The following is a 17,317-nucleotide window of genomic DNA, read 5'->3' as shown; positions in this document are numbered from 1 at the left end:
CCGATTTTGGGCAACGACTCAGGGCGAATGGCACGTCAGCACATAAGCCGCCTCCTGCGGCTTTGTTTTTTTGGGCCGTGTTCGCGGGAACGTTTCGCAGATTGATGATGGGGGAGCCTCCCACTCCCCGATACAGTGGAACTCCCAAGGGGAGCGCCACTGTATCGACGCGAAACCTTCCCGCAGCCAAGGCGCGCGCAGCGATTCTTCGCATAAAAACGCGAAAAATCACTCGTTTCGAAGAGCGCGCGAAAGTCAGAAACAACACCTCGGAGGCTCTGCCTCCGAACCTCCGCAGGGACCTTGTGGTCCCCGGCCTCCTGCGATAGAGGGGGTCCTGAATAGTTGCATGAGCTGGAGATCGGTCCGTCGCGCGTGTCCTGACGTTTGAGAACAAGGGCGTGCCCGTTTTCATCGGGAGTCTGCGAGTTTGGGGTTACGAGTAACGCACCAGACGGAAACCCAGATCATCATGGGCCAAGCCGGACTCCACGCGCTGACGTCGGGCGGTTCGGCACTCCTTGGCCAGACAGGCGAAACCACTGCCGCGCACCACCCGCGCCTCGTCCACCACACCCGGTTGCGTGTTGCCGGCATGCGCGCGACCGGCGGCGAAATCGATCTGGAACCGGTCTTCGGTCCATTCCCGCACATTGCCCGCCATGTCGTACACCCCCCAGTCGTTGGGTTTCTTTTCGCCCACCGGACGGGATTGCCCGCCGGAGTTGCTTTTCAGCCAGGCGTAGTCGGTCATGCTCCAGTGGTCCTCGTCCCCGGAGATGAACGGCGCGGCCTGACCCGCCCGCGCGGCGAACTCCCATTCAATCTCCGTGGGCAGGCGCACGTTCAGGTGCTCGCCCAACATGCGATTGAACTGCCTCAAGAATTTCTGCACGTCGTTCCAGGAGACCCGCGCCACCGGATGGTTGATCTTGCTCTCCCGGTATTGTCCCGGTGGATAATCTCCCATCACCCGATGCCAGCGACCCCAGGTCATCAGATATTTGCTGATCCAGAACCCCTCGATACGCACATCCCGTTGCGGCAACTCCTCGGGTCGGCGTCCCGTCTCGCCGGGCGGGGAACCGATCCGGGCAACGCCCCCCGGCAGCCAGATGAACTCCATGCGCAACAGCGGATCGATCCACAAGGCTCCCCGTTTGCGCGGCGCCGCCGGCGCCTGTGGGGGCGCGGCGGGCGCGGGGGAGGGGGATGGCGCGGGGGGCGCGGCGGTCACCGGGGAGGGGGTGGCTGCGGCCACCACTTCGCGGGCTCGGGTCGAGAGTCCCGCCGGTCCATCGGGTCCGCCCGAGGTGCTGGCCACATCCCCGCGGGTGGGATGCAGCACCTCGCTCTTGCGCGCTTGCAGTTCGTCGGGATCGACCTGGGTGGCAAATTCGTTCATCGAAGCGATGAAGCTGCGCCAGCTGCTCTTCTTGCGGACTCCGCCGCATTCGACGCCACCCATCATGCCGGGTTCCGGCGGACGGAGGATGGTGGCGCCATCGCTGGCGTGGGCGGCCTCGCCGGAACTCCCATCCCCCATCAGTCTGAGTCGCCATTCGCGCACCGATTGCGGGCGCTCTTTTTCCAAAACCATCAACGCCCAGTCGATGGCCTGGAGAAAGGGGACGGAATAACGCTCCTTGCCGATCTCGACGGCGGGGGTGAGGGGGTCGGGTTCGCCGCGCAGGCGGGCCGAGATCCGTTTGGAGGCATCGATGGGTTTGTCCCCGGCGATGCAGCGGTAGAGCACGCCACCCATGGCGTAGATGTCGGACCAGGGTCCCTGCCGATCTCCCGACGAGTCGTACTGTTCGAACGGCGAATAGCCGAGGCTCAACAGGCTGGTCATCTGATCGCCCTGTCCGGCCACGGCCTGACGCGCGGAACCGAAATCCAGGATCACCGGCGTGCCGTCGGCGCGGATCAGGATGTTGGGCGGTTTGAGATCGCGATGGATGAAGGCGGATTTGTGCAGCAGTTCCAGGCCGTCGAGAAGCGGCGGCAGAATCCGTTTGATGGTCGGCTCGGGCAGCACCTTGCGCCGTTTGAGAATGGCGTCCAGCCCCTCGCCCTCGACGTACTCCATCACCATGTAGGCGGTGTTGGCGTTGCGGAAGAAGCTCACCACCCGCACGATGCTCGGATGGCGGAAACGGGCGACGATCTGGGCCTCTTTGAGGAAGCTGTCCAGCCCCCAATCAAAGGTTTTCTTGTCTTCCGGGGAGTTGGGCAGAACCTGACTCCCCTGGCGGCGCGAGGCGAAGGCCGTGGGGAGGTACTCCTTGATGGCCACCATCTGGTTCTGGTTGGTATCCCGACCCAGATAGGTGATCCCGAAGCCGCCCTTGCCCAACACCTGGATGATCTCGAACCAGAGCAGTTTCGAACCAGGGGGCAAGGCGCTGCTGAAGGGTTCCGAATTCATGAGACCCAGCCGGATGATGCGGATTCTTGGGGAGTGAACATGAACACCGTGGTCCTGACAAGCGCAAACGTACAAGATGGGGGGTGAACCGCCTCATGCCCGGCCCCGCGAGCCTTCCGACGGGTGTTCCACGTTGGAAGCCGGAATCCTCTGAAAAGAGATCAGCCGGGTCGCGACAGCGTGGACAGGCGGGCGCGCAGGGCACCGATCTGATCCTCCAGATGATCGTCCGGAAGCCCCTCTTCTTCGGCATCCAGCCTTTGAACTTTAGTCCGTTCCACTTCCGGGCGCAATGGAGATTGCACGCCCGCGGTTCCGGAGGTGGTTTCCAGGGACGGGTCGTGGCCGGTCCGTCCGATCAGACGCACCGATCCACCGTGTTCATCGCCCTCATCGCGGTGCCAGACGCTCTCCTCCTGCTCCTCGAGCGTCTCCTCGAGTTCCCAGGGGCGGGGGCGGCGTCGGGTCAGTCCCACCACCATGTCCCGACCATCGCGGATCCAGCTGGCAACGTGATCCATGCCATTCCGGCACATCGAGGTGATCCCCGCCGCCAGAACGATCCCTCCTTCCAGTAGGCGCACCCCGAACGGATGCTCCCCGGCGCTGGCGGCCAGGGCGCTGCGACGTTTCTGGGTTTCGCGCGCCGCCTGTTGTTGGGCCCGTTGCTCGATGCGCGCTCCCTCCTGGCGTACCTCGTGCAAGCGCACGCGCTGTCTGGGTTCGATCTTCTGGTTATCCAGAATCGAAGGACGTCCGGCCCGTTCGGCGATGCGTTCGGCAGGGAGCCGTTCGTTGGAGGCAGGGCGGAAACCGGGTTTGCGTTTGTTAAGGTTCATGGTCACTGATCCGTCGTTCCTTGCCGTCGATCCTTGGCCGAGACGCCTGGCCGTCGTTTTTTGGAAAAGTCGCTTGACGTCACCACCGATTCGGTTTACCACTAGAAACAAGGATGATTCGAGACGAGTTTATCATCTCAAATCGTGTAATTTACGGGATGGGGGGAGAACCCCCTCACCCCCCGTACCCTGGATCTCCCTTTGGGGGAGTTCCAGGGTAACTTGCGGGATGGGGGGAGACCCCCTCACCCCCCGTACCCTGGACCTCCCTTTGGGGGAGTTCCAGGGTAACTTGCGGGATGGGGGGAGAACCCCCTCACCCCCCGTACCCTGGACCTCCCTTTGGGGGAGTTCCAGGGTCAATATTTTCCAGGGTTCCGCGTCAGTCTGTGACGCATCCCCCACCAAGACATGAAGACAGGAGGTCTGCATGCTCCCATCCGCCCCCCACAGCCTCTCCCACCCCGAACTCGGTCATCTCACCCCCGACGAGGCCTATCGACTGGTTCAGCAACCCGGTACCCTGTTCATCGACATCCGTTCCGAGGTGGAGCATTTCTTTGTCGGCAGTCCGCCCGGGGTGGTCAACATTCCCTGGCAGGATGCCCCGGATTTCGAACTCAATCCGGATTTCGTCCCGGACGTGCTGCGTGCCGCCCGATCCAAGGATCGCACCCTTGTTCTGATCTGCCGTTCCGGTCACCGCTCCATCGATGCCGGCAACTGCCTGCTCAAGGAGGGGTTTCTCGCGGTCCACCACGTCCTCGAGGGGTTCGAGGGGGACCGGGATGAGCAACACCACCGTTCCAGCGTCAATGGCTGGCGTTTCCGCGGGCTTCCCTGGGTGCAGTGCTGAAACGGTCCTGCGCGTCGCGTCTCCCTGGAGCGGGTCAGCCGTTCAGGGAGCGCTGCGCGATCCCCAGCATCTCGGGAACCAGATAAATCAGAAATCCGATCACCGACAGCACCACCAGCAGCACCATGCCGCCCACCACATTCACGGTGAGATCCCCGAATCCGTCGGAACGGTTGCGCATGGCGGCGATGTCGCGCATCGACACCACCCCCATGAAACGTGGTCCGTTGAACACCACCAGATGACGGATGCGGTGTTCCTTCATCAGATCCAGGCTGTGTTTGCAGGTGGCATCGAATTCGACCCGTACCAGATTCCGGGTCATCACCTCATGGATCGGCGTCTGGGCGGGATCGCGTCGTTTGCCGACCACCCGCACCAGCAGATCGCGTTCGGTGAAATAGCCCACCACGCTTGCACCTTCCATCACCACCAGGGATCCGACCCCGCGGTTGACCATGATCTCCACCCCCTCGGAGACCGTGCGGTACTGGTTGACGGTGGCAACATCGTCCTGAATGGCGGTGGTGATCCGGCATGACATGATGTAAAGATCCTTGTTGGGCATCGGAACAGTGGCCCGTCGCGTCGGGGGTGGCCGTATTCGGAGGGCCATCCAAATCCGATGGTTCGAATGCGTGCGAACGAGCGTCAAAAAGGCGTAGGATCCGTGCCGGTCACCAGCTTTGTTGGCAGGGAATACGCAAATTTCATACCAATTTTAACACCCCCTTGTCCGCACCAATCCTGCCTGGCTGAATCGGGGCGTCGGCATGCGTGAACCTCCCGCTCGGGGAGCACGCATGCCGAATTGTTCCGTCACCCCGGTGCCGCTTCGCCGCGCGGACGGGCCGTGGTGCGCAGATGCAGCTCGCGCAGTTGCGCGGCATCCACCACCGACGGGGCCCTGGTGAGTGGACAGGCCGCCTTCTGCGTCTTCGGGAAGGCGATCACGTCGCGGATCGACTCCGCGCCAAGCATGATGGCCATCAACCGATCCAGGCCCAGGGCCAGGCCGCCGTGGGGCGGCGCGCCGAACTCCAGGGCGCGCAGCAGGAAGCCGAACTTCTCTTCCGCCTCTTCCGGGCCGATGGCCAGCAGTTCGAGCATGCGACGCTGCATCTGGGGGTCGTGGATACGGATCGAGCCACCACCCACCTCGCTGCCGTTGAGCACCAGGTCGTAGGCGCGGGAACGCACCTCGTCCACCCCCTCGGCACCTGCGGCGTTCATGCGGTCGAAGTCCTCCACCAGCGGCGCGGTGAACGGGTGGTGGACCGAGGTGAACCGTTTGGCCTCCGCGTCCCACTCCAGGAGCGGGAAGTCGGTCACCCAGGCAAACGAGAAGGGCGTATCGTCCATGATGTGACGCTCCCGGCCCAGTTTCACGCGCAGCCGTCCCAGGGATTCGTTCACCACCTTCAGACGGTCGGCGCCGAAGAAGAGCAGATCCCCGGTCTGAACCCCGGTCGCCGTGGCGATGGCGGTCAGTTCGGACTCGTTGAAGAACTTGACGATCGGCGACTGCCAGCCACCCTCGGCCCACGGACCGTTCACCTTGACCCAGGCCAGACCCTTGGCTCCGTAGATCGACACGAACTCGGTGCATTCGTCGATCTCCTTGCGGGTCAGGGCCGCGCCGCCCGGCACCCGCAACGCCTTGATCGCCCCCTGCTGTCCGCGCATGCCGGTCAGCTTTGCCGCGTCGGCGAACACCTTGAAACCGGTGCCGGCCAGCGTGGCGGTCAGATCGGTCAGTTGCATGCGGATGCGGGTGTCCGGGGCGTCCAGACCGTAGCGGTCCATCGCCTCGGCATAGGTCATGCGCGGAAAGGGGAGATTCAGACGGATGTCCAGCACCTCGGCGAACAGACGCGCCACCACCCGCTCGACCAGCCCGATCACCTGATCCGGATCCACGAAGCTCATCTCGAGATCGACCTGGGTGAACTCCGGCTGCCGGTCGGCGCGCAGATCTTCGTCACGGAAACAGCGGGTGATCTGGAAATAGCGATCATACCCGGAGATCATCAACAACTGCTTGAAAAGCTGCGGGGATTGCGGCAGGGCGTAAAACTCGCCGGGATTGACCCGCGACGGCACCAGATAGTCCCTCGCCCCCTCCGGGGTGCTGCGGGTGAGCATCGGGGTTTCGATCTCCAGAAAACCCTCCTCGTCCAGACCGCGCCGGATCGCCTGCATGGCCCGGTGACGGGCGATGAGGTTGCGTTGCATCTCCGGACGGCGCAGATCGAGAAACCGATGGGTCAACCGCACCGCCTCGCTCACCTCCTCGTCGAGCTGGAACGGCAGCACCGCCGCGGCGTTCAACAGGGTCACCCGCTCCACCCGCACCTCGATCAGACCGGTCGGGAGTTTGGTGTTTTCCGTCTCTGCCGGACGCCGCGCCACGATGCCTTCCACCTGAACCACATATTCGTTGCGCAGCACATGCGCCTGGCCATGGGATTGGCCATCCTCGGGGCTGAACACCACCTGCACCAGACCGGTACGGTCGCGCAGGTCCACGAAGATCACCCCGCCATGATCCCGACGCCGGTTCACCCAGCCGCACAGCGTCACCCGTTGACCGGTCAGGGATTCCCGCACGTCGTTGCAATAGTGACTACGCTCCATCACGCCTCTCCTTCGTCGTCCCTGGCATTTCCGGGCTCTCCATCGCCCTCCGACTCCTCCTCCATCAGCGGTTCACCCGCCTTGGCACGCTTCAAGGCATCCTCCACCAGTTCGAGCATGTAGGCCTGCTCCTGCTCGCGGAAGCCGGCACTCAGCTCCATGGCCCGTTCGTAGGAGGAGACCGCGCCCTCGAAATCGTCGCTGCCGTGGCGCAACAACCCGCGCAGGTAGTGGTTGAAGGGGTTGTCCGGCTTGCCGGCCAACGCCAGCTCGACCCACTCGCCAGCCCCGTCGAGATGGCCCTGGTCGATGTGGAAGGCGGCCAGTTTCTGCGCCACCTGCCATCCTTCGATCTTGCGCTGGCTCTTGTACTCTTCCAACAGGAACCGTTCCCCCTCGTCCGCCAGACCCGCCTCCACCAGCCACTCGGCGTAGCGGGCGATCCAGTAGTCGATCAACAGGAACGGATCTTCCCGATCGCCGTCGAGCATGCGCTTCAACAGGGTCAGGGCGGTATCGGTCTCGCCCTCCTTCTGATAGGCCGCCGCCATCTCGGCGAGGGCCAGCGGCGAACACTTCTCCACCGGCACGGTGTCGAGCAGATCCAGATCCGCCTCCCCGATGATGCGCGTGATCGCCATGGCCCGCATCATCGGGGTGGGGGAGCCGATCTTCCAGATCACCGAATCCTCGGATTCCAGGTGGCACTGCTTGAACTTCTTTCCCGATCCGCACGGGCAGGCATCGTTGCGACCGACCTTGGGGGGGCTCACCGGACGGGCCGGACGGGCCGAAAAACCGGTTTCCGGATGGGGCGCCATGGCCATCAGACGCTCGGCGAAGTATCGGAACCATTTGTAGAACGGTCCGTTTTCGGCCTGTTCGTCATCGGCCAGCCAGCGGGTCAAGGCTTCGACATCGTTCAGCCGCGCGGCCTCCACCAAGGCATTGACATAGATTTCCGGTTGATTGAGATCTTTGGGTGAACCCACGGCGCACAGCTCCTTCCTGAGTTGATGGGGAAAGCCTCCTTTTTAACGCATCTTGGAATATTATCCAAATGCTTTTGTCAACGCCAGTCTGGACAAAATCGAATTCTTGAAAAAAAATAGATTCCTTCGACCGGGTGACGCACAATCGTCCATCCTGGAACGTCACAACCACTCACTCGTGCCGGATGGATCAGGTTTTCCGGCGTTCATCGCTTGTTTTTCTTGGGAACCCCTCATGACGCTACGCACCCGTTTCGCCCCTTCGCCCACCGGCTTTCTGCATATCGGCGGCGCCCGCACCGCACTGTTCTGCCACCTGCACACCCGTCGCCATGGCGGTACCTTCATTCTGCGCATCGAGGACACCGATACCGAACGCTCGACGCAAGAGGCGGTGGATGTGATCCTCGAGGGGCTTGCCTGGATGGGGCTTTCGCCCGACGAGGGGCCTTTTTTTCAATCGGATCATACCCAACGCTATCTCGAAGTGGTGGACCGGATGCTTGCCGAAGGGCATGCCTACGTCTGCACCTGCTCGAAGGATCGGCTCGACACGGTGCGTGAGGAGCAGCGCGTCCGGGGCGACAAGCCCCGTTACGACGGCTTGTGCCGGGAGTTGAATCTGTCGCGCGGGGCGGTGCCGCATGTGATCCGCTTCAAGACCCCGCGCGACGGGGAGACCTCCTGGGAGGACATGATCCAGGGGACGATCCGCTTTGCCAACGACGAACTCGATGACCTCATCCTGGTCCGTTCGGACGGCTCCCCCACCTACAATCTGGCCGTGGCGGTGGATGATCACGACATGGGCATCACCCTGGTGATCCGCGGCGAGGATCACATCAGCAATACCCCCCGGCAGATGCACCTGTTTCGCGCCATGAGGTGGCCGATCCCGGAGTATGCCCACATGCCGCTTTTGCACGGCTCGGATGGCGCCAAGCTCTCCAAGCGCCACGGCGCGGTGTCGGTGTTGCAGTTCCGGGAGGAGGGATTTCTGCCGGATGCGATCAACAACTATCTCGTCCGCCTCGGCTGGTCCCACGGCGAACAGGAGATCTTCACCATGGCGGAGCTGCGCCGGCTCTTCGACGTGCGTGAACTGGGTCGCTCGGCGGCGATCTTCGACCGCGCCAAGCTTTCCTGGATCAACGGCCATCACATCCGCGCCGCCACGCCCGAACAGCTCGTGCCGGAGCTGGCTTTTCAGCTCGGTCGGCTCGGCATCGACCCGCTTCCCTCCCATGCCGATCTGGCGCGCATTCTGCCGGAGTTCCAGCCCCGCGCCGCCACCCTGGTGGAGATGGCCCAGAAGTGCCGGTTCCTGTTTATCGATTCGGTGCTTCCCTACGAGGAGAAGGCGGCCCGCAAGCATCTGACCCCCGCCACGCGCACTCCCCTGGCCGCCCTGGCCAATCATCTGTCCAGCCTGGGCGAATGGACCGTCCCGGCCATCGACGGGGTGTTCCAGGCCACCCTTTCCGCCCATGGCCTGACCATGGGACAGCTCGCCCAGCCGTTGCGTGTGGTCCTGACCGGAACCGCCGCCTCGCCGGGGATCGTCGAAACCCTGTGGATGCTCGGTCCGGCCAGGTGCCAGGCCCGCATCGGCGCCGGGCTGGCGGTGCTGGATGGAATGGGGTGAGGGATCAGGCGTCCGGATTCGGGAAGGTGCGTTCCGGCAGCGGGGGTGGCGGTGACCGACCCAACAGATGCGCATGCCAGTAGGACCAGGAACGTGCATCGATGATGCCGGGTGGGGCGTGGGCGAGCGCCTCCACGAAGCGTTCCTTTGGTACCTGACGTTCGATGAGCGTCAGATCCTCCCAGGTGGCGTAACGCATCGCATAGGCCAGAAAACGGACCGGATCGGCCAGGGCCGTGGCGGGTGGCTCGAACCAGATGATGCGTCGCGCCACGGTTTCCATCTCCGGAGTCAGGGGGATCGGTTCCGTGGTCGCGGCTTAAGGGTGGGGTGCGGCGTGGCCGGATGAGCTGGGCAGCGGCGCGGCGGGGGGCGGAACCGCGCGGACCGCCCGGATCAGTCGGTCCCGGACCGACTCTGGCAGTCGTTCCAGATCCCCGTCCCCGAAATGACACAACGCTTTCAAGGTCAACAGAGGGTTGAAACAGGTTCCGTAAATGGCGGATGCCGCTCCCAGGGCTCGTGACAGATCGATCGCCCCTGTCGCGAGAATCGCGTCGATATCCAGATGGTCCTTGCACTCCGCCCGTTTCTGCACCACCGCCATCTTCATCCCGGCCAGATCTGGCAGCGAGGCCACCAGGAGATTGTTCTCGGTGCTGAGGTGTCCTGGTTGCAGTTGTCGGATTTGGGGCAGCGCGAAAAAGGAGAGCCGGACCGGTCCATCCCGGTCCACGCGCACGGTGAGGGTGTTGGTCTCCCGTTGCAGAACCTCACGGACGCTCAGGCAGACCAGATCGTTGAGCAGGTGGTCCGGATCAAAGGGGGTGCGGCTGAAAAAATTAAAATCAACCGAATGTCGATGCCCGAGGTGCAGGGCGATGGCGGTTCCACCAAACAGGGTGAAAGGTCTCGGAATCTCCCGCAACGCCGGCCACAGGCGGCGTTGCGGGAGAGGGAGGATCTCCAGACAGGGGGTAGGGGTCGGGAGACATGCGCGGGAGATCGGTTACTGTTCGCTTTCGAAGTCCAACCCGATGCCGCGCGGGTTGATGCGCGCCACGGTGCAGGGGAACGAGACTTCGTAGGTGGAGCCCTCCTCATGCATTTCCAGGAATACCACCCCCTTGTCGCCCACCACGATCTCCCCGGTGGGTTGAGTGGTTTCCATGAAGGCGCCGCTCATGCTCACATCGGCGGTATGGCCTTGATAGACCTGTCCCAGGGCGATTTCCAGGCGGATCCTGGTGTGGAACGGAAAACGGGCCTCGGCCCTGGGGCGTTCGGCCACTTCGGTTGCGGTTGAGACGGTCGCGGCTGGAACGGGTGAATCCGAGGTCATGGGGTTCTCCTTGGATGGTGACAGGATGTTTCGATAACGCGCTTCCCATTCTGGACCCAAATTCCATCGGACGCAATCACGCCAGTGATTTCGAGGCGATCTCGTAGCTGTTGCGCGACAGGCCGGGCAAGGTGACGATGGTGTCGATGGCCTGGCGCATCGCCTCGCGCCGGCGCGGCTCGAACTGCCGCCAGCGGGTCAGGGCGCCGACCAGATTGGCGGCGATCTGCGGGTTGTGCGGATCCAGATCCCGGATCAGCTCGGTGAGGAAGCGATATCCCGAGCCGGACGGGTCGTGGAAACAGACCAGGTTGCCGCGGCAGTAGGTGCCGACCAGGGCGCGAATGCGGTTGGGATTGCGCGGGTTGTAGGCCGGATGGGACATGAGTCCCTGGACCCGCGCCAGGGTGTCGGGCAGGGGGGCCATGGCCTGGATGGAGAACCACTTGTCCATGGCGAGCGGATTGTTCCGCCAGCGGTGTTCCATGGCGGCCAGAAGCGCCTCGGCTTCGGGACGACCGGTATGCACCAGGGGCACGAGTCCGCCCATGCGATCGGTCATGTTGTCGGCCTGCCGCACCTGATCCGCGGCCATGCGCGCCGCCAGGTCGTTGTCCGGATCGGCCAGGAGCAGGCCGAGCATGAAATTTTTCAAGGTGCGCTTGCCGATCGCTTCGCCGCTGACCCGATAGGGTCCGGGGGTGAGGTGCGCGGCGTGGAGCGCCAACAGGGTATCCCGGCAGTCGTGGGCCAGGCGACGGCGCAGGCTCTCGCGTACCGTGAACAGGGCGCCGGGATCGGCCTCCGGCATCGCCTCGATCAGCACGCCGATCCCCGGCAGGGTGATGGCCAGGCTCTTCATGGCCGGATCGAGATCCGGGGAGGTCAAGGTGGCGGCAAAGGCGGCCACAAAGGAGTCCGGGGTCTCGAAGGGGTGGTCGGGCAGGGCGCGGGCTCCCTCCACCAGGATGCGCATGGCCAGTTGTTGACCCGCGTCCCAACGGTTGAAGGGGTCGTTGTCCGCGCCCCAGGCCAGGGCCAGGTCGTCGTTGGAGAGGGGGCTGTTCAGCTTGACCGGCGCCGAGAAGCCGCGCAACAGCGAGGCCAGAGGCGGGCGCGGGATGTTCTTGAAACGGTAGGTCCCGACCGGTTTGCTCACCTCCAGAACCCGCTCAAGCGGAGCGTTTTCCGGGCTTTCTCCTTCCAGGATCAGCGGCAGGGGGGCACGGGTGTCGCGATCGAGCAGGGCCATGGCCAGGGGGATCACCAGAGGCTCGCCCGCTTCGCTTTGGCCGTGGGCGCGACACTGTTGCATCACGGTGATCTCCAGCACTTTCGCGTCGGGGTCGTGTTGCTGACGGATGGTCAACTCCGGGGTGCCGGCCTGGCGATACCAGCGCGAAAACGGTCCCAGATCCCGCCCCGAGGCGGTTTGCAGGGCGTCCAGGAACGCCTCGACCGTCACCGCCTGTCCGTCGTGACGCGCGAAGAAGAGATCCATGCCGCGACGGAAGGTCTCCTTTCCGAGCAGCGTCAACAGCATGCGCACCACCTCGGCACCCTTGTTGTAGACCGTGGTGGTGTAAAAATTGTTGATCTCCATGTAGGAATCCGGACGCACCGGATGGGCGGTCGGTCCGGCATCCTCCGGGAACTGGAAGGCGCGCAGGCTCTGCACGTCGCGGATCCGCTCCACCGGTCGCGATCCCACATCCGCCGAGAACTCCTGATCGCGGAAGATGGTCAACCCCTCCTTGAGACTCAGCTGGAACCAGTCGCGGCAGGTGATGCGGTTGCCGGTCCAGTTGTGGAAATACTCGTGGGCGATGACGCTTTCGATATCCTCGTAGTTGGAATCCGTGGCGGTTTCCGGATCGGCGAGCACGTAGACGGCGTTGAAGATGTTGAGCCCCTTGTTCTCCATGGCTCCGGAGTTGAAATCGTTGACCGCCACGATCATGTAGCGGTCCAGATCGTACTCCCGTCCGAAGCGTTCTTCGTCCCAGCGCATCGACTTCTCCAACGAAGCCAGGGCATGGGCACAGCGTTCGGCGTTTTCCGGCTCGACCCAGATCTGCAAGGTGACCGGGCGTCCGGATGCGGTGGTGAAGGGCCCTTCGTGGCAGGAGAGATCGCCCGCCACCAGCGCGAACAGATAGGCCGGTTTGGGATGGGGATCTTCCCAGAGGGCGAAGTGACGGCCTTTTTCCAACGCGCCGCTCTCGATCAGGTTGCCGTTGGAGAGCAGCACCGGATAGCGGACGCGTTCGGCCTCGAGGCGCACGGTGAAGCGGGCCATCACATCCGGGCGGTCCGGGTAGAAGGTGATCTTGCGGAACCCTTCCGCCTCGCATTGGGTGCAGAAGAGCCCGCGCGAGCGGTAGAGCCCTTCCAGGGAGAGGTTGGTTTCCGGATGGATGCGGGTGGTGATCTCCAGGGTGAAGCGCTCCGGCGCATCGGGTAGGGTGAGATGTTCCGAATCCAGCGTGTACCCCCCGGTGGACAACGGTTCGCCGTCCAAACGGATTGCGATCAGCTCCAGCTCGCGCCCGTCGAGCCGCACGGCGCGTTGGTTCGCAGGTGCGTCCGGATTGCGGCGCAGGGTCATGCGGGAGGCGACCAGGGTTTCGGTCTCGTCGAGGTGAAAATCGAGGTGGATCGTCTCGACGAGGTACGCCGGCGGGGTGTAGTCGGCCAGACGGGTGATCTCTTTGGGTTTGTCGCTCATGATGGCTCGATGCGTAGGATCAGACAATGGAGTCATTGCTGGTATGTGAAATGATACTTTGAGATTCGATACAAATGCATAGGATGGAAACGGAGGTCAAGGAGCATTTTTATAAGTGCGATCAGAAAATCAGGTTGGAGGCTGCGTGCGTGACACAGAGGATGTCAAAAGGCTGTTTGGTCTATGCTGAACAGCCTTTTGACGAGAGCGGATACGTTAGCTTGCGCCCTGAATGATCGCATGAATTTCGTCCCATTCAGACTTGGTAAGCCCCATCTCGTTAAGGTTGAAATGAGATAGTCTGTGAACTAGAAATGTAGTGATATGGGACTTGAGTTTCTTGCGATCATAAATTGTTGATATTTTTGAAAGACGTGCAAGCGCAAGTGCTGCTGCGGCACGAGTTTCTTTAGGGTTGGTGTCTATTATAAAAATATCAACCAGATTTTCAGGTTTAAAATCTGAAAGTGATTTTTCTTGGATGGGTGAATTTTGCTCCTGGATATGCTTCCACCAGGTAGAAAGCCCCCAGATCATCAACAGCTTCCGCATGTCCTGATCAGGGCTGTTTTGTTGATCTGCCGTTGTCCAACAATTCATGGCGGTTAGAGGTTTGGTGTTGGATTGTTCACTATCTTTCTGACTGCTGGCAATTTCGCAAGACCAGAACAAAGACATTCCCAGGTCGCGACCAGAGGATTTTACTGTTTCGATTTGAGTTGACGGGTCGGTTTTAATGGTGATAAGGAGGTCGTTTATCTGATTGTTAAGATCTCTTATAGTGTTGATCTGCAATTCGCCGTATTCTTCATTGAGTACACATTGTGTTTCTGGATCTTTAAAATCTTTTTCTCCGAATATCATTTGAAAAACTTCAAAAGCGTGATGTAAATTCTTTTTTGTTCTCCCCCTGATCCGTTTTGTATATCTTCCGGAATTGTTATTGATCTTCCATTTGTCATCATTGTAACGGAGTTCCCCGGCAATACGTGCCGGTCCACCACCCGTCAGATTTGGATGTCCCAAGGAGTCGTCTTCTCCTACCTTCCACTCCTGACCGATGACAAGTGTCCCTTCATGATCGATAAGCCAGATGTATTCTCCTTCAGTATCAAGCGTCCAGTTCTCCTTCTCCATGCGTTCCTTGGTGCTTTGTAAGTGCAATTTGCTGTACTCTTTCCGAGTAATAAAATAGACTTCACGAGGTTCTGCTTCCTCGTTTGTATTGTGCCGTGCGTTGGATGGATCAACAATAAGCAGATCAGATCCAGAGCAACCATTACTACAGTCAGATTTTTTATCGTTTTTTTGATCAGATTCGGTCTTGATCGAGTAGTGGCATCTTTTCTCGTGAGCTTTGATCATGCCTGGATAGTAACTGGCGCCATACCAATCATCCAAAGTGGGTGGGCTTGAGATTGACTGTTCGACAATCTGCTCACGCCAGCGGATCAATATCGGGTGCTCATCTTTCTTCAGTTTACCCAGCGGAGATCGTGGGGAGAAAAATCCCTCTGGAATTAATCTGGATGCCAAATCATGCAACCATGGCCAATAGACCATGACCTTAAGGACCATGTTGGAGGGGCGTGCATCTGTGGCATCGATCAGAATGTCCATGATCCTGTGTCCTCCGCTCCATGCGGTGGCACGCCAAAGGTAAAGGGGCAGACTCTTGATGAGTATCCGTGCAGCTGAACCATCAACGGGCTGACAATTTTTGTCACGGAACTGAAGACGAAGTTCTTCTTTCAGATTGTTGACATGATAAAGTTTTATATCCCACAAATATCCTGGAAATCTCTCTGTATTGTTAATGTATGCTTCACGATTCGAGTCGTTCTTCCAAGGGCAGAAACTGTACAAGTTTCCAAGCAACATGTTTTTTTCCAATGATTTTTCGGCAGCATGTTTATAGATGATATGGAGGTCATTGGTAAAATGCCAAGCCAGATTTTCTACAACAGACAAATGAACCCGAATTTGGTGATCCAAAGCAAGTAGTATGTGGTTTGGTAGGCGTATTTTGTCGGGTATTGCGTTAAATTCAATCGTCTCGATTGAATTTATAATGCTTTCATGATTGTCTTTCGGTGTGATGTGGTCTAAATATTCATTGGTATTATCTTTATTGTTTCTACCATCTTTTCCCCAATCAATGTCAATAGGCCTGGATAGGCGATGACGTGCACATAGAATGAACGGGCCGGCTTGATCATCATGACCAATCAGATAGTTCATGGAATCTGATACGGAACGAATCCCGATTGATTTATCATTGAGTGAACTGTACCCATAGTCGCTATCCCAATCATGTTCTGCTGAGTTCCACTTTTCACATCCGAAGAGGGCAACGGCATGCAGGGCTTGAGAGATGTAAAGGGGTGCGGAGTCAGTATTGCTTGCAGTTGTTGAATTTTTTTGTTCAGTAGCTTTGTCAAACAGTGCAATCCCAAGAATTGGGGCCGACAGTTTTTTGCGTGCATAGGCGTGTACGATCCGCATGACCCCGTTGATGCTTTTTTGCGAAGTTTGGGACAATTTGTCGCAATGATTCGTATGTGGCCAGTACTCAGGAACCAGATTGACATGGTATGGTTCAAGTCCCTGTTCCCGAATGGCCATGGCCATCATTTTTGTGGTGAGTCCGGCGTTTGGAAAAATTGGCTTGGCTGTCGGCGTGCCATTGTGGGCAATCTGGGTGATTTGGGCGGGTGATGGATACCTGGGATTGTTGATGTCGAGACCGGCTGAATGAAATTGAACCGTCAGGGCAGTTGTTGCGCAAGCCGAAACTACCTGGTCTTGTTCGGCCCAGGCAATCGTATCCCGAACCTCCATGGGTAGCCCAAACATTCCTACTGTATAGGAGCGCAGCAGGGCGAGGTTGAAGCGTGATTGCAGATGTTTCCACGGAAAGCCCATGACCATCTTTGCCAAAAATGTGCGTGGCTGTTTTCTGATAACCAGATAAGCAGCGTAATCCTGCTTCATTTTTTTTGTGAATTCATCAAGATGCTGTTCACCAGTTAGAGTGCGTGCGATCGCTCCAGCAGGATAGGTGTCCAAGAGGATATGAATTCTCAGGCAATAACGTGCATAACTTTGAAAAGAAAAAACTTCGAATTCGGCATAGTCCTGGAGGTGGGAACGATCAACATATTCAGATTCAACGATCATCGTGATGGCATGAACTTCACCGTCTCCAATTTTCTGTGGCGGTTTCAGAGAACAGAGCCCTCTGTGAATCATTTTGAGTTGCGGCTTTTCGGCGACGTCACTGATGGGTTGTCCGATGTGGGTTGCGATGACATGGCATAAGCTGCTGAAACTGTATGCAATGACTTGAAAATCAGTTCTTGATTCATTATTGCTCATGGTTTGATTCGGCCTGCTCTCAGTTGTGTTGAGTTCTTCCGGTCTTTGCATGGTTTTCGGAGAACACCATTAGGAAACCGTCTATAGCTTGTTACGAAGCGTTACATAACCAATATTAAATCATCAAGATTATTTAAGGTAATTAAATAAACTTATATAATCAATTTTTAGTGTTTGCTTTTGGTGTTATCCCCCCAAATGGGGGGAGGGGCGCCTATTGCAGAAGGGAATTCCAGGAATTTATTGCCGGGTCTCAGTGATGGTATAAAGAAAGGGTTTGGACCACTGTTGCACGGTGTCCTGGCATGCGACTTGGTAATGATGCATGCTTGATCAGTCAATCCCTTGACGTTAAAATTGTTATGACATGGGCGTTGCCTGTCAATGTCAGGTGGCATCTACCCAGTTGAGGCGTTTGTATTGCTTCTCTTCGACATGGAGATTTGATAAGATTGCGTTAGCTCCACTT

At 59.4% G+C, this 17,317-nt stretch carries 12 protein-coding genes and 1 pseudogene; 2 read left to right on the top strand and 11 right to left on the bottom strand.

The window, feature by feature from the left end:
* Window positions 1-436: 436 nt before the first annotated feature.
* Together ACV4UY_RS15355 and ACV4UY_RS15350 are read right to left on the bottom strand one after the other, a co-directional pair.
* The gene (locus ACV4UY_RS15355) at window positions 437-2,431 is read right to left on the bottom strand and encodes an SUMF1/EgtB/PvdO family nonheme iron enzyme (RefSeq protein WP_491608447.1); all 1,995 of its coding nucleotides are present in this window, start codon (window positions 2,429-2,431) and stop codon (window positions 437-439) included.
* A 161-nt stretch (window positions 2,432-2,592) separates the two neighbouring features.
* Window positions 2,593-3,270, bottom strand: a complete 678-nt coding sequence (locus ACV4UY_RS15350; protein WP_491608446.1) for a hypothetical protein — start codon at window positions 3,268-3,270, stop codon at window positions 2,593-2,595.
* Between the two features lie 430 nt (window positions 3,271-3,700).
* On the opposite strand from ACV4UY_RS15350, the gene ACV4UY_RS15345 reads away from it, so the two are divergent.
* Entirely contained in the window at window positions 3,701-4,126 is a 426-nt protein-coding gene (locus ACV4UY_RS15345; protein WP_491608445.1) for a rhodanese-like domain-containing protein, read from the top strand.
* Window positions 4,127-4,160: 34 nt separating this feature from the next.
* Here ACV4UY_RS15345 and ACV4UY_RS15340 read toward each other — a convergent pair whose 3' ends face one another.
* The 4 genes and pseudogenes from ACV4UY_RS15340 to ACV4UY_RS15325 form a co-directional block, all read right to left on the bottom strand.
* Window positions 4,161-4,670 carry a CBS domain-containing protein gene (locus tag ACV4UY_RS15340; protein ID WP_491608444.1) on the bottom strand — a complete coding sequence of 170 codons (510 nt, stop codon included), beginning with the start codon at window positions 4,668-4,670 and terminating at the stop codon, window positions 4,161-4,163.
* A 275-nt stretch (window positions 4,671-4,945) separates the two neighbouring features.
* Entirely contained in the window at window positions 4,946-6,763 is a 1,818-nt protein-coding gene (gene aspS / locus ACV4UY_RS15335) for an aspartate--tRNA ligase (protein WP_491608443.1), read from the bottom strand.
* Window positions 6,763-7,446, bottom strand: coding sequence for a tetratricopeptide repeat protein (locus ACV4UY_RS15330; RefSeq protein WP_491608448.1), 684 nt, complete (start codon window positions 7,444-7,446; stop codon window positions 6,763-6,765). The genes aspS and ACV4UY_RS15330 overlap by 1 nt, the downstream gene beginning before the upstream one ends.
* Window positions 7,444-7,572 (bottom strand): annotated as a pseudogene (locus ACV4UY_RS15325) (SEC-C metal-binding domain-containing protein); the annotation flags it as partial. The pseudogene ACV4UY_RS15325 and the gene ACV4UY_RS15330, both read right to left, overlap by 3 nt.
* A gap of 418 nt (window positions 7,573-7,990) precedes the next feature.
* On the opposite strand from ACV4UY_RS15325, the gene gltX reads away from it, so the two are divergent.
* A complete protein-coding gene (gene gltX / locus ACV4UY_RS15320; RefSeq protein WP_491608442.1) occupies window positions 7,991-9,400 on the top strand; it encodes a glutamate--tRNA ligase in 1,410 nt (469 codons plus the stop codon).
* A 4-nt stretch (window positions 9,401-9,404) separates the two neighbouring features.
* Here gltX and ACV4UY_RS15315 read toward each other — a convergent pair whose 3' ends face one another.
* From ACV4UY_RS15315 to ACV4UY_RS15295, 5 genes are all read right to left on the bottom strand, one after another.
* Window positions 9,405-9,683, bottom strand: coding sequence for a hypothetical protein (locus ACV4UY_RS15315; protein ID WP_491608441.1), 279 nt, complete (start codon window positions 9,681-9,683; stop codon window positions 9,405-9,407).
* 36 nt (window positions 9,684-9,719) lie between these two features.
* Window positions 9,720-10,328 (bottom strand): nucleotidyl transferase AbiEii/AbiGii toxin family protein, encoded by a 609-nt coding sequence (locus tag ACV4UY_RS15310; protein ID WP_491608440.1) that lies wholly within the window; start codon window positions 10,326-10,328, stop codon window positions 9,720-9,722.
* 81 nt (window positions 10,329-10,409) lie between these two features.
* On the bottom strand, window positions 10,410-10,742 hold the full coding sequence (locus ACV4UY_RS15305) for a PilZ domain-containing protein (protein ID WP_491608439.1): 333 nt from the start codon (window positions 10,740-10,742) through the stop codon (window positions 10,410-10,412).
* Between the two features lie 76 nt (window positions 10,743-10,818).
* Entirely contained in the window at window positions 10,819-13,470 is a 2,652-nt protein-coding gene (gene pepN / locus ACV4UY_RS15300) for an aminopeptidase N (protein WP_491608438.1), read from the bottom strand.
* A 216-nt stretch (window positions 13,471-13,686) separates the two neighbouring features.
* Complete coding sequence (locus ACV4UY_RS15295) at window positions 13,687-16,899, bottom strand: hypothetical protein (RefSeq protein ID WP_491608437.1); 3,213 nt, start codon at window positions 16,897-16,899, stop codon at window positions 13,687-13,689.
* Window positions 16,900-17,317: the final 418 nt, after the last annotated feature.

This window comes from Candidatus Magnetaquiglobus sp., assembly GCF_058402785.1.
The sequence above is the reverse complement of the archived record's forward strand: the minus strand, read 5'-3'. Positions and strand labels throughout refer to the sequence as shown.

Coding starts and splice junctions, on each gene's coding strand:
- ACV4UY_RS15315 (WP_491608441.1), bottom strand. CDS start 9,683: ATGGAAACCGTGGCGCGACGCATCATCTGGTTCGAGCCACCCGCCACG.
- ACV4UY_RS15350 (WP_491608446.1), bottom strand. CDS start 3,270: ATGAACCTTAACAAACGCAAACCCGGTTTCCGCCCTGCCTCCAACGAA.
- ACV4UY_RS15345 (WP_491608445.1), top strand. CDS start 3,701: ATGCTCCCATCCGCCCCCCACAGCCTCTCCCACCCCGAACTCGGTCAT.
- ACV4UY_RS15295 (WP_491608437.1), bottom strand. CDS start 16,899: ATGCAAAGACCGGAAGAACTCAACACAACTGAGAGCAGGCCGAATCAA.
- gltX (WP_491608442.1), top strand. CDS start 7,991: ATGACGCTACGCACCCGTTTCGCCCCTTCGCCCACCGGCTTTCTGCAT.
- pepN (WP_491608438.1), bottom strand. CDS start 13,470: ATGAGCGACAAACCCAAAGAGATCACCCGTCTGGCCGACTACACCCCG.
- aspS (WP_491608443.1), bottom strand. CDS start 6,763: ATGGAGCGTAGTCACTATTGCAACGACGTGCGGGAATCCCTGACCGGT.
- ACV4UY_RS15305 (WP_491608439.1), bottom strand. CDS start 10,742: ATGACCTCGGATTCACCCGTTCCAGCCGCGACCGTCTCAACCGCAACC.
- ACV4UY_RS15340 (WP_491608444.1), bottom strand. CDS start 4,670: ATGTCATGCCGGATCACCACCGCCATTCAGGACGATGTTGCCACCGTC.
- ACV4UY_RS15355 (WP_491608447.1), bottom strand. CDS start 2,431: ATGAATTCGGAACCCTTCAGCAGCGCCTTGCCCCCTGGTTCGAAACTG.